The sequence below is a fragment of the Agathobaculum sp. genome, from assembly GCF_050946325.1.
Taxonomy (GTDB): domain Bacteria; phylum Bacillota; class Clostridia; order Oscillospirales; family Butyricicoccaceae; genus Agathobaculum.
The window spans coordinates 1-12,248 of record NZ_JBMNUP010000048.1; the positions used below are offsets into that span (position 1 = coordinate 1).

Below are 12,248 nucleotides of genomic sequence, written 5' to 3' on the forward strand. Positions count from 1 at the left end.
GATGAAATTCTTAGCAAGATTTTAGGGTATTCTGTGGAAAAAATTGATGAACTGAAGAACACTGGAGCAGTTGCGGCCTCTATGATATCCAAGTAGAAACAGGAAGCGTGAAAAAAGTGCAGACTAGTCTCGAACCGTTGTTTTTTGAAGACGTTTCAGTGGGGGATGTATATGTGTCGTTCGGCCGTACAATTACGGAAGCAGATGTAGTTAATTTTGCTGGCATCTCAGGGGACTATAATACCTTGCACACGGATGCGGAATTTGCAAGGAACTCTATCGCGGGCCAACGTATTGCGCATGGCACACTGGTGCTGGCGATTTCGCTTGGGCTGTGTACGCGTGCGCCATATAACCTTGCTATGATGCCAAACCTGCGAGCCATGACACAGATTCGCGCTTGGAAATTCAAAAAACCGGTCTTATTTGGCGATACTATTCATGTGGAGAGCGAAGTTGTCGAAAAAAATGATCCTGGACCGGAGCGCGATAGCGGAAGCATTGTTATTCGCCGTACTGTGCGCAACCAGCGTGGAGAGCTTGTACAGGAAGGTGAAACAAAGCTGTTGCTTCGCAAGCAAAACCATCTGTAAGTAATTGGGAGTTTGCTCCTGATAAAATCAAAACGATATTTAGGAGGAAAAGATTATGTCTATGCGCGATTACGATTTTATGTTGACTGAAGACCAAATTGAGCTTCGCAACTTGGTGGAGGAGTTTGCTCAGAAGGAAGTAAAGCCCGTCTGCCGTGAGGCAGAAAAGACGGCGACTGTACCGGAAGACCTGGTAAAAACCGCTATGGAGATGGGGCTGCATCTGGTCACGGTTCCGGAAGAGTATGGCGGACTTGGGCTGGATTGTATGAGTTATGCGGTTGTCCGCGAAGAACTGGCGCGTGGTGACTCTGGTTTTGCCTCCCGCATATTTGGTTTCGGCTTTGAGCCGCTTAAACTTGCCGGCACAGAAGAGCAGAAAAAGTGGGCAGCTGACATCATGGTAAACGGCGGCGTTATGGCGTTTGGCTTGACAGAAGCAACTGGCTCAGATGCTGGTGCGATGAAGACAACTGCTCGCAAGGTTGGCGATGATTATGTTATCAACGGCGGTAAGACCTTTATTACCAATGGTGACTGTGCCGATATTATTACCATTTTTGCGGTGACTGATAAGGAAAAAGGAACAAAAGGTGGCATTACCGCATTTTTGCTGCCCAAGGATACGCCGGGATTTACAGTCGGTGAGCATGAGGATAAAATGGGTATTCGCTGCGTACATACCAATTCGCTGTTTTTTGATGAAATGGTGCTGAACAAGAAGTATATGCTTGGTGAAGAAGGACAGGGATACAAGATTGCCATGCAGATTCTGGATAATTCCCGTCCTTGCACGGCGGCTTCTGCAGTAGGCGTTGCGCAGTCTGCATTGGATGAAGCTGTTGCCTATGCGAAGGAGCGCGTTGTATTTGGCAAGCCGATTTGGAAGCACGAAGGCATTGGTTTCCTGCTGGCGGACATGGAAATGCGCACCCAAGCAGCGCGACAGATGGTATGGGGAGCCTGCAAATGTGCGGATGCCGGTATTGTCAATAAGAAACTGGTTTGTTCGGGCAAGTGTTTTGCGGGCGATACAGCTATGTATGTAGCGACCAATGCTGTTCAGGTGCTCGGAGGCAATGGCTATTCTCGCGAGTATCCGGTGGAGAAGTTGATGCGTGATGCGAAGATTTATCAGATCTTTGAAGGCACCAACCAGATTCAGCGAATGATTATTTCCGGCCAACTTTGTCGTTAAAAAGGAACTTCCGGCCGTCAGCCGTTGCTGCAGACGGCCGGAAGTATCATGCGTTTTTACCGTTTGCCCCTGGAAGCTGGTTTGCATGAGGAAGTGCCTACAGACCAGGTTTCCCTGTACGGAGAATGAAAAAGAAAATTGTTGTTACGGAAGAAACCGTTGCCCTGATTTGCTGGGAAACAGCCGAAAAAATCCGTATTTTTGAAGGGAGGACATATTAATGTCAAGACAAGCATTGGAAGGCCTGAAGGTTGTTGAAGTGGGTAATATTGTCGCTGGTCCCTGGTGCGGTAGTATGATGGCCGATTTTGGTGCACGTGTTATTAAAGTAGAACCGCCAAAAACCGGTGATCTGATGCGCGGCATGGGGCGTATCAAAAACCTGTGGTATAGCGTAGAGGGCCGCAATAAGCAGAATGTTACTCTGAATCTCAAAACGCAGGAGGGGAAGGAAATCCTCTGGAAGCTGATTGAGGATGCGGATGTGTTGATTGAGAATTTCCGGCCAGGCGTTTTTGAAAAACTGGGTTTTTCGTGGAAGGAAATGCATCAGCGCAACCCGCGTTTGATCTATACGGTTGCTTCCGGATACGGCCGGACGGGTCCGTACGCTCCGCGTCCAGGGTTTGACCGTATGGGGTTGGCATTAGGCGGCTTTTTGGAGGTTACTGGATATCCGGATACTCCGCCGGTTAAGCCCGGTATCTCAGTTGCAGATTTCTATACAGCTATGTTTAGCTGCATGGCTGTTATGTTCGCCATTTATGATCGAGATGTTAATGGTTCGGGCGAAGGTCAGATGATTGACTGCGCGCTGACCGAATCCGTACTGCGCCTGCAGGAATCTATCATAGCGGAATATTCGTATGACGGAGCCATCCGTACCCGCATTGGAAACGGCACTACCGTTACCGTACCGTCCGGTCATTTCCGGACAAAAGATAACAAATATGTCGCACTGTCGATTACGGGAGATAAGCTGTACAAGGACTGCATGCATCAGATTGGGCGGCAGGATATGATTGATCATCCGGATTATCAGACCACGATTGACCGTGCGGCGCATCGCGAAGAAATCAATACGGAGTTTGCAAATTGGGCGTTGGAGCACACCTTGCAGGAGTGTCTGGATATTCTTGGCGAAGGCATTCCGGCCTGCCCCATCTATAATGTTGAAGATATCATGAAGGACCCGCAGTTTGCCTTCCGTGATGATATTGTTGAGATTGAGACGGAGCAGTTTGGCAAGATAAAAATGCAGAACGTATGTCCGAAGATGTTGGGTACCCCTGGCGCTATCAAATGGCCGGGTCAGCCACTCGGTAAGTTTAACAAGGAGATTTACGGCGGTCTGCTGGGCTATTCGGATGAGCAGCTTGCCAAGCTCCAGGAGGATGGAGTGATTTGATGTTCGCTGTTGGCATTGACATTGGCTCTACCGCATCCAAAGCGGTAGTGCTTGCAGAAGACGGAGCGGTTGCCGCTAAAGCGATTGTGCCAATCGGAACCGGTACGGTCGGTCCTGCGCGTGTGTTTTCACAGGTGCTGGAAAAGGCCGGTATCACACGGGAGGATGTCGGCTGGATTACTGCAACAGGGTATGGACGTTTTTCCTTTGAAGGCATCAACGACCAGAAAAGCGAGCTGAGCTGCCATGCAAAGGGAATTTCCCATTTGTTGCCGGGAACCCGCACGATTGTTGACATTGGCGGGCAGGATATCAAGGTTATGCGTATTAACGATAAGGGCTTGCTAATGAATTTTGTAATGAATGATAAATGCGCAGCAGGTACCGGCCGTTTTCTGGATACGATGGCAAAGGTGCTGGATGTTGATGTCACTAATTTAAGCGAGCTTTCATTCCGTGCAGATGAAGCGGCTGAGATCAGCAGCACGTGTACGGTATTTGCTGAATCGGAGGTAATTTCCAAACTGGCGGCCAATGTAAAACTGGAAAATATTGTAGCTGGTATACATAAATCAGTTGCAAGACGTGTTGCTTCATTGGTACAGCGCGTTGGTGTTCAACTACAGGTCGCTATGAGCGGCGGCGTCGCACTCAATCAGGGATTGGTTCATTCGCTGGAAGAAGAAATTGATTGTCAGATTCAGGTTCATGAGGACTGCCAACTTGCTGGCGCACTTGGCGCTGCACTGTATGCATATGGTAGTATGCAGTCAGCTTAATAAAAATAAGTGCTGTTATTGAGGAAAGGATGGAAAAACAATGAGCGAAAATGCGCAAGTAAAAAAGCCAAAACGTCCGCTTCCGAAATCCCGGGTAATGCTTAATGAGCTGGTCGCAAGTATTTATCAGGATGCTTGGGACGCTGAAGCCAGAGGAGAACACGTTGGATGGTCGACCTCTATTTTCCCACAGGAACTTTGTGCTACATTTGGGGTGCCGGTACTCTATCCGGAGAATAATGCCGCTGGCGTAGCTGCACGCCATGACTCGCCGCGATTCATTGCGACAAGTGAGGGTGAATTGGGATATTCAAATGATATCTGCTCCTACGCTCGCTTAAGCATCGGTATGGCGCATCAGATGGCGAACGACCCCAACTATCAGCCGCCTGAGGTTCAGCGCATGCCGCGCCCAACCTTTTTGTTATGCGCTACCAATAGCTGCTTTGAATTGCTTAAGTGGTATGAATGCCTGTCGCGAGAGCTGGATATTCCGATTTTCATGCAGGATTGTCTATTTAATTATACGGATGAAAAGCCGGCTAAGCATTGGGAGGCGTATGGCCGCAGTCAGATTGAGCATAACATCAAGCGCATGGAAGAGTTCTTTGGCAAAAAGTTTGACTGGGATAAGTTCCTGGAAATTCAGAAGATTTCTGTTGAGAATGCAAGACTGTTCGATGAATGCGTAATGATGAATGACCGAAACCCGTCCCCGCTAAACGGTTTTGATTTGTTTAACTATATGGCTCCTATGGTTGTTGCACGCGGTCGCAGGGAGACTACCGAGGTCCTTTTGCAGCTCAAACGGGAGATTCAGGAGCATATTGACAACGGAACCACAACCTTTGGCTCAACGCCGGAGGAATATCGCGTAGACTGGGAGGGCATTGCCTGCTGGCCAAACCTGGGATATAATCTCAAGACGATGAAAAAGTATGGCGTGAACTGCGTGACCAATGGTTATGTAGGTGCATGGAGCCTGCATTATACACCGGGCAACTTGAATGAGATGGCGGCGCAGTATATGTTGTCTTCGACCAACGTTGTTAACACAACTACGATGATGGGTAAGCGCTCCAACATCGCTAATCATTTCCAGTGTGATGGCATGTTCTGTCATATCAATCGCAGCTGTAAGTTTATGACGTACCATATGACCTGCGGCCGTGAGATTGTGGAAGAGAAGAGCCAGATTCCGGTTGTGTTCTTTGATGGAGACCAGGCCGATCCGACGATTTTCAACGAAGCACAATTTGAAACCAGACTGCAAAGCCTGGTGGATGTTATGAAAGCAAATAAGGAGGCGAAGCAGTAATGGCTGACATCAAAACATTGCTGGCCCAGTTTGACGATATCAGCAGGAATCCGCAGCGACTGCTGAAAGAATACGTCGACAGCGGTGAAAAGGTAATCGCTTGCTTCCCGATTTACACACCCGAGCCGTTGGTTGCTGCGGCCGGTATGGTGCCGATGGGGATTTGGGGCGGACAGTGCAATCCGCAGGCTGCGGGAAAATATGCGCCGATTTTTACCTGTTCTATCATGCGCTCCGTGTTGGAATTTGGCATGACAGGAGCATACAAGGGCGTTTCTGCAGCGATTATGCCTATTATTTGTGATACGCTGCGCGGCACGAATTCTGCATGGCGTGCAGGTGTCAAGGATATTGAACCAATTACTTTTATTTATCCGCAGAATCGTAAGGATCCGGGCGCTGTTGATTTTCTGATTGAAGAACTAAAAACAGTGAAGAACGCTCTGGAACGCATTTCCGGCAGAGAAATTACCGATACCAGTCTACAGCAAGCGATTGCGCTTTATAACAAAAAGCATGCCGTGATGCGCGCTTTCTGTGAAACTGCCAACGAACATCTGGATATCATCAAGCCGGCTGATCGGCACCATGTGATGAAGGCTGTCACTTTCTTGAAGGCAGAAAAGGCGATTGAGATGGTTGTTGCACTGACAGAGGCGTTGAAGGCAGAGCCTATCTGCAAATGGCAGGGCAAAAAGGTGCTTCTCACCGGCATTACCTGCGAACCGGATGAAATCCTTGGTTATTTTGCAGATAACGGGATTGCCGTTGTCGGCGATGATTTGGCACAGGAATCCCGTCAGTACCGCAGTGATTACCCTGCTGCATGCTCTGCAATGGAGAGCCTGGCATTACACTGGTTTGCTATCAAGGGCTGCTCTGTTGCACATGACGATAATAATACAGCTCGTGGGGATATGCTTGCCCAGATGGCGAAGGATTTGGGGGCAGACTGCGTTGTGCTATGTATGATGCGCTTTTGTGAAATTGAGGAATATGACCAGCCGTCTGTCATTACGCAGGTATCTAAGGCAGGCCTGATGTCGTTCAGCATTGATATTGACCAGAGCACATCGGAAAGCGGACAGGCGCTGACAAAGATTCAGGCATATGCGGAGAATTAAGACCATATAAGCAGAAGGGATGCGGTTTGATGGTAAAAGTACATAACGCTCCCGATATTTGGAGTATTCCAGTTGAACTGCCGGACAATCCGTTGCGTAATCTGAATGCATATGTGATTCGGACAGAGGCTGGAAACCTAGTGATTGATACTGGATTTAATCGACCGGAGTGTCGTAACGCGCTGTGGGCGGGCCTGAATGAACTGAGATTGGACATGAATCATACGGCGCTGTTTCTGACACATTTGCATTCAGACCATGTCGGACTGGTACAAGATTTTGTAGACATGGGATGTACTGTTTATATGAATGGCATAGATTATGATTATTTCTGCCGCAGCAAGACAGGGCAGGGGTGGTCGATTATGGAGGACGTTTATCGGAAAGAAGGCTTTCCGGAGGATGTACTGCTTCGCCAGAAAACAGAAAATCAGGCGCGCAAATACGCGCCGAAGACAGTGTTTCCAGTTGTTCCCGTGGTGGATGGAAGCAAAATTTATTTGGGCAAACTGGAAATTCAGTGTATCCATACGCCGGGGCATACCCCAGGCCATACGGTGCTCTATCTGCCGGAGACACAGATACTGTTTTCGGGAGACCATATTCTGTTTGATATCACGCCCAATATCAGTATTTGGAATGGCATTCCACAATCGCTAGCAGATTATCTGCAAAGTCTGCAAAAGATACGCAGGCTTCCGATCCGCATGACGCTGCCAGCGCACAGGGCGCGCCAAGAGGATGTTTATGAACGCATTCGCCAGCTGACGGTTCACCACCAAGAACGCCTGCAGGAGGTCTTACAAGCGGTGCAGGAAAGACCGGCATCATCCGCGTACTGGGTTGCTTCGCAAATCAGCTGGTCAATGCGCGGCAAACCGTGGACAGAGTTCCCGCCTCATCAGAAGTGGTTTGCCATGGGTGAGACGTTGGCGCATTTGTACTATCTGGTGGCCGCAGGGCAGGTTCGCCGCATGGAAACAGATGGCAGGTTTTACTATGAAGCGGTGTAGCCATAATTTTAATTTAAAAGGTTATGTCACGCCCTTTTGGGGTGGCCGATAACCAATATACAACAAGCATAGGAGGAAACAGAAAAGATGAACATCTTGGTATGTGTAAAGCAAGTACCGGATACGACTGAAATCAAAATTGATCCGGTAAAAAATACGCTTATTCGTGAAGGTGTACCGGCAATTGTTAACCCGTTTGATGGATATGCTCTGGAAGCGGCCGCACGTATTAAGGATAAGAATCCGGATACGCGGATTGTTGTGCTGTCGATGGGGCCTGAGCAAGCCAAAGCAGCGCTTAAGGAGTGTCTGGCAATCGCGGCAGATAAGGCGTATTTGGTGTCTGGTCGCGAATTCGGCGGCTCGGATACGTTAGCCACCAGCTATATCCTCTCGGAGACGATTAAAAAAGTTGAAGAGATGGAAGGCATAAAGTTTGATGCGATCTTCTGCGGCAAGCAAGCGATTGATGGTGATACTGCACAGGTTGGTCCGGAAATTGCCGAGCATCTGGACTATCCGCAGGTAACGTACGGCTTGGAGGCCGAGGTGGACGGCGATACTGTTAAGGTAAAGAAAGAAGTGGAAGAAGGCGTGGAGATTATTGCGGTCAAGACCCCGTGCCTTGTCACTTTTACAAAGCCGGCATGGGACCCGCGCTATCCTACCATTAAGCGTAAAATGGCGGCTAACCGTGCAGATATTCCGACGATTGCACCGGCTGATATTATTAACATTGACCTTGCACGATGCGGTCTGAACGGATCGCCGACCAAGGTGAAGAAGACTTTTGTCCCGCAGAAGAAAACGGGCGGCGTGAAGATTAAGGAAGGGACGAATGAAGAATCGGCCAAGAAGCTGTTTGGCATGCTGAGCGACGCCAGCATTATTTAAGGGAGGGACGAGGACAATGGAAGCAAAAACGAAGGACCTTTGGGTATTTGTAGAAACAAACCAGGATGGAAGTGCGAAAAACGTCGGTATTGAACTGCTTTCGCCTGGTAAAATGATGGCAGAAAAACAGGGTGGCAGTCTCGCAGCGGTTGTCATCGGTTGTCATGTGGATGCAGCGGTGCAGGCTGCAGCTACCCACGGCGCTGATAAGGTGTATGTGGTGGACGGCGAAGAGTATGCACATTATACGACAGATGCCTATACTATTGCGCTGTGCGCACTGGTTGAGAAGTATGGGCCAACGAGCATGCTCATTGGTGCAACGAATAACGGACGTGATTTGGGTCCCCGTGTTTCCTGCCGTCTGGAAGGCGGTTTGACGGCGGACTGCACAGCGCTGGACATCGACGAAGAAGATGGTAAGGTGGCATGGACTCGTCCTGCGTTTGGTGGCAACCTGATGGCGACTATCAAGTGTCCGAACAACTTCCCGCAGATCGGCACAGTACGTCCGGGCGTGTTCAAGAAATGTGAGGAGACGGAAGCGAAGGCGGAAATTATTCGCGAGGATATCCATGTGCCGGCAGATAAGATTCGTACGCAGGTGCTCGAATTGATCAAGGAAATGGGCGATGAGAATGTTGATCTGGAAGGCGCAGAGATTATTGTATCCGGCGGCCGCGGTGTAGGTGGGCCGGAAGGCTTTGCACCGGTTAAGGCACTGGCCGAGGTTCTTGGCGCGACGGTCGGCGCATCCCGTGCGGCGGTTGATTCTGGTTGGATCAGTCATGCGCACCAGGTTGGCCAGACTGGAAAAACCGTAGGTCCCAAGCTGTATATTGCATGCGGTATTTCGGGAGCGATTCAGCATTTGGCTGGTATGAGTGGTTCGGATGTAATTGTGGCGATCAATAAGGATCCCGATGCGCCGATTTTTGATGTCGCAGACTATGGCGTAGTGGGAAACCTTTTTGAGGTCCTTCCGGTACTGACCGAGGAAATTAAGAAGGCTCGTGCATAAGTGAATTGGTATGGGATAATATAAAGAAAGGAAGCGAAAACGGAATGAATTTTCACTTTACAGAAGATGAACAGGATATTCTGAACATGCTGCATGACTTTGCGGTAAAAGAAGTGGCACCGATTGCAGCGGAGATAGACGAAGAAGAACGCTTCCCCGAGGAGACTTGGCACAAGCTGGCAGAGATGGGAATGATGGGCGTACCGTATCCGGAAGAATACGGAGGAGCGGGGTTGTCCTATGTTTCGTATATCAGTATAGCGGAAGAGCTCGCCAAGCACTGTGCAACGACTTCGGTTATGGTATCGGCGCATACTTCGCTGTGTTCCTGGCCAATTTTTGAGTTTGGCACAGAAGAACAGAAGCAGAAATACCTGCCGCCGTTGGCCATGGGTGAGAAATTGGGGGCGTTCGGTCTGACTGAGCCAGGCGCGGGCACAGACGCCGCCATGCAGAAGACGACTGCTGAAGACAAAGGAGACCATTGGGTCATTAATGGCTCGAAGATTTTTATTACCAATGCCGGTTATGCGGATACCTTTGTTATCTTTGCAATGACGGACAAGAGCCTGGGAACAAAGGGGATCTCTGCATTTATTGTGGAGAAGGGATTCCCTGGATTCAAAATTGGTGCGCATGAGAAAAAGATGGGTATTCGCGGATCGTCTACCTGCGAACTGGTATTTGAAGACTGCATTGTACCTAAGGAAAACCTGCTGGGTGAGCTGAACAAGGGGTTCAAGATTGCGATGATGACGCTGGACGGCGGCCGTATTGGTATTGGCGCACAGGCCCTGGGCATTGCGCAGGGCGCGATTGATGAATGCGTTAAGTATGTCAAGGAGCGCGTGCAGTTTGGCAAGCGTTTGAGCCAGTTCCAGAACACGCAGTTTGAGCTCGCAGATATGCAGACAAAAGTGGATGCGGCCCGTTTATTGATTTACCGTGCGGCACAGGCCAAGCAGGATCATGAGCCGTATAGTCATTTGGCAGCTATGGGCAAACTATATGCTTCCGAGGCGGCCAGCGATGTCACCCGCCGGTGCTTGCAGCTGGTTGGCGGCTATGGTTATACGAGAGAGTATCCGTTTGAACGTTTTATGCGTGACGCCAAGATTACTGAGATTTACGAAGGTACCTCTGAAGTGCAGAAAATGGTTATTTCCGGCTGGATGGGTGTAAAGTAAATCTGTTTTTACCAGATGCATCTAAAAGAGGATAATATCTTCTGCTTTTGCACAAAAATTTTTCTTGCATATACCTCCCTGAAGGAGCGCCCTCTCTGATATGTAGCCTAAATATCAGAAAAGGCGCTCCTTTATTTATAAAGAGATGCAACGGCAGAACTGTCCCGCCTGTCGGGAGAGCCTCCGAACCATCCCACAGGCTTTGTATTTGACAAAATACGGAAAATCTGCCGGAGCATTGCATAAGAACGGGGATTGGCATGGATGCGCGTTGTTTTTTGTGGTATTTTGCTCTTGTAAAGCGGCGAAAATTTGTTAGAATATGATATGTAGGGCAAAATGTCGCCCCTGCCTGTGCGGATACGCTGCGGCAGGGGCGCCGGAATTTTTCAGACAAGCGGGGACAGCGGCGTCCGCGCGGAGGAGGAACTATGAAAACGGTTGGAGATTATATTACCAGTATTCCGGATTTTCCGGAGCCGGGCATCATCTTCAGAGACATCACGACGGCCATCATAGATGCGGACGGTTTGCAGCTTACGGTTGATGAAATGGCAAAGCGGATGGCTGATGTGGAATTTGATGCAATTGCGGGCCTGGAATCGCGCGGATTTTTGTTTGGCATGCCGGTTGCCTATAAGCTGCACAAGCCGTTCATCCCGATTCGTAAAAAAGGCAAGCTGCCGCGTGAAACGGTTGAGGCCACTTACGATTTGGAGTACGGCACGGCCTCTATCGAAGTACATAAGGAGGATGTGAGGCCGGGCGCGCGCATTGTTCTGGTGGATGACCTGATTGCAACAGGCGGCACGCTGGAAGCTGCGGCGCGGCTTCTGACCCAGCTTGGGGCAGAGGTTGTCAAAATCGTTTGTCTGCTGGAGCTCAAGGGGCTGCATGGCCGCGAACGAATTAAGGACTATCCTGTGGAAACCGTTGTTGCCTATGAGGGTAAGTAACGGTCCTACAGTTTAGCATACAGGGGGCAATTCATTTGGAAAAAGGGAATCTCAGATTGAAAAGGGGATGAAACGATGTTTGAAAAGATGTTCAAACTATCCGAAAACAAGACAACTGTAAAAACAGAGGTTATGGCCGGCGTGACAACGTTTATGACAATGGCCTATATCCTTGCCGTTAACCCGAGCATTTTGAGCGCGGCCGGCATGGACCCGACTGCCGTTCTGCTGGCAACCGCACTGGCGTCCTTCCTGGGCACCGTGTGCATGGCGATGATGGCGAACCTGCCGTTTGCGCTTTCCGCCGGTATGGGCCTGAACGCTTACCTGGCGTACACGGTCTGCGGTCAGTACGGCTATAGCTGGCAGGTTGCGCTGCTGGCGGTATTTGTGGAGGGCCTGGTATTTATCGTCCTCTCGCTCACCAACGTTCGTGAGGCTATCTTCAACGCCATCCCGCTGACGCTTAAGCGCGGCGTGTCGGTTGGTATCGGCCTGTTTATTGCGTTTATCGGCCTGCAGAACGCCGGCCTGTGCGTTGATTCCGCGACGCTTGTTACCATCACCAGCTTTACGGAGAATTTCAACACCCATGGCATCTGCGCGCTGCTTGCGCTGGTTGGTCTGTTTATCACCGCGGTGCTGTATATTAAGCGCGTCAAGGGCGCGATTCTGTTCGGCATTCTGCTGACCTGGATCATCGGCATGCTGTGCCAGCTGGTTGGCCTGTATGTGCCGACGCCGGATGCGGGCTTCT

General features: G+C 49.8%; 12 protein-coding genes. All 12 read left to right on the plus strand.

Features of this window, described 5'->3' with window-relative positions; all coding sequences use genetic code 11:
- The first annotated feature begins 107 nt into the window (after positions 1–107).
- Positions 108–593, plus strand: coding sequence for a MaoC/PaaZ C-terminal domain-containing protein (locus ACOYIE_RS05550; protein WP_433411202.1), 486 nt, complete (start codon positions 108–110; stop codon positions 591–593).
- Between the two features lie 55 nt (positions 594–648).
- The gene (locus ACOYIE_RS05555; protein WP_433411204.1) at positions 649–1,791 is read left to right on the plus strand and encodes an acyl-CoA dehydrogenase family protein; all 1,143 of its coding nucleotides are present in this window, start codon (positions 649–651) and stop codon (positions 1,789–1,791) included.
- A gap of 220 nt (positions 1,792–2,011) precedes the next feature.
- The gene (locus ACOYIE_RS05560) at positions 2,012–3,199 is read left to right on the plus strand and encodes a CaiB/BaiF CoA transferase family protein (RefSeq protein ID WP_433411206.1); all 1,188 of its coding nucleotides are present in this window, start codon (positions 2,012–2,014) and stop codon (positions 3,197–3,199) included.
- Positions 3,199–3,978 carry an acyl-CoA dehydratase activase gene (locus tag ACOYIE_RS05565; RefSeq protein ID WP_433411224.1) on the plus strand — a complete coding sequence of 260 codons (780 nt, stop codon included), beginning with the start codon at positions 3,199–3,201 and terminating at the stop codon, positions 3,976–3,978. Before ACOYIE_RS05560 ends, ACOYIE_RS05565 begins: the two co-directional genes overlap by 1 nt.
- 97 nt (positions 3,979–4,075) lie before the next feature.
- Positions 4,076–5,296, plus strand: coding sequence for a 2-hydroxyacyl-CoA dehydratase subunit D (locus ACOYIE_RS05570; protein WP_433411208.1), 1,221 nt, complete (start codon positions 4,076–4,078; stop codon positions 5,294–5,296).
- Positions 5,296–6,420 carry a 2-hydroxyacyl-CoA dehydratase subunit D gene (locus ACOYIE_RS05575; RefSeq protein WP_433411210.1) on the plus strand — a complete coding sequence of 375 codons (1,125 nt, stop codon included), beginning with the start codon at positions 5,296–5,298 and terminating at the stop codon, positions 6,418–6,420. The genes ACOYIE_RS05570 and ACOYIE_RS05575 overlap by 1 nt, the downstream gene beginning before the upstream one ends.
- A 29-nt stretch (positions 6,421–6,449) precedes the next feature.
- Positions 6,450–7,433: an MBL fold metallo-hydrolase gene (locus ACOYIE_RS05580; RefSeq protein ID WP_433411212.1), complete on the plus strand. Its 984-nt coding sequence runs from the start codon at positions 6,450–6,452 to the stop codon at positions 7,431–7,433.
- A gap of 87 nt (positions 7,434–7,520) precedes the next feature.
- Positions 7,521–8,327, plus strand: coding sequence for an electron transfer flavoprotein subunit beta/FixA family protein (locus ACOYIE_RS05585; RefSeq protein ID WP_433411214.1), 807 nt, complete (start codon positions 7,521–7,523; stop codon positions 8,325–8,327).
- Between the two features lie 16 nt (positions 8,328–8,343).
- Positions 8,344–9,348 carry an electron transfer flavoprotein subunit alpha/FixB family protein gene (locus tag ACOYIE_RS05590; RefSeq protein ID WP_433411216.1) on the plus strand — a complete coding sequence of 335 codons (1,005 nt, stop codon included), beginning with the start codon at positions 8,344–8,346 and terminating at the stop codon, positions 9,346–9,348.
- A gap of 44 nt (positions 9,349–9,392) precedes the next feature.
- The gene (locus ACOYIE_RS05595) at positions 9,393–10,535 is read left to right on the plus strand and encodes an acyl-CoA dehydrogenase (RefSeq protein WP_433411218.1); all 1,143 of its coding nucleotides are present in this window, start codon (positions 9,393–9,395) and stop codon (positions 10,533–10,535) included.
- A gap of 431 nt (positions 10,536–10,966) precedes the next feature.
- Positions 10,967–11,491, plus strand: coding sequence for an adenine phosphoribosyltransferase (locus ACOYIE_RS05600; protein ID WP_433411220.1), 525 nt, complete (start codon positions 10,967–10,969; stop codon positions 11,489–11,491).
- Between the two features lie 75 nt (positions 11,492–11,566).
- Positions 11,567–12,248: solute carrier family 23 protein (locus tag ACOYIE_RS05605; RefSeq protein ID WP_433411222.1), on the plus strand; the 682-nt coding region annotated here is incomplete at its 3' end.

Bases quoted from the DNA above. Each gene is read 5' to 3' on its own strand.
- ACOYIE_RS05570 (WP_433411208.1), top strand. From the start codon at position 4,076: ATGCTTAATGAGCTGGTCGCAAGTATTTATCAGGATGCTTGGGACGCT.
- ACOYIE_RS05590 (WP_433411216.1), top strand. From the start codon at position 8,344: ATGGAAGCAAAAACGAAGGACCTTTGGGTATTTGTAGAAACAAACCAG.
- ACOYIE_RS05565 (WP_433411224.1), top strand. From the start codon at position 3,199: ATGTTCGCTGTTGGCATTGACATTGGCTCTACCGCATCCAAAGCGGTA.
- ACOYIE_RS05555 (WP_433411204.1), top strand. From the start codon at position 649: ATGTCTATGCGCGATTACGATTTTATGTTGACTGAAGACCAAATTGAG.
- ACOYIE_RS05585 (WP_433411214.1), top strand. From the start codon at position 7,521: ATGAACATCTTGGTATGTGTAAAGCAAGTACCGGATACGACTGAAATC.
- ACOYIE_RS05595 (WP_433411218.1), top strand. From the start codon at position 9,393: ATGAATTTTCACTTTACAGAAGATGAACAGGATATTCTGAACATGCTG.
- ACOYIE_RS05560 (WP_433411206.1), top strand. From the start codon at position 2,012: ATGTCAAGACAAGCATTGGAAGGCCTGAAGGTTGTTGAAGTGGGTAAT.
- ACOYIE_RS05575 (WP_433411210.1), top strand. From the start codon at position 5,296: ATGGCTGACATCAAAACATTGCTGGCCCAGTTTGACGATATCAGCAGG.
- ACOYIE_RS05580 (WP_433411212.1), top strand. From the start codon at position 6,450: ATGGTAAAAGTACATAACGCTCCCGATATTTGGAGTATTCCAGTTGAA.
- ACOYIE_RS05600 (WP_433411220.1), top strand. From the start codon at position 10,967: ATGAAAACGGTTGGAGATTATATTACCAGTATTCCGGATTTTCCGGAG.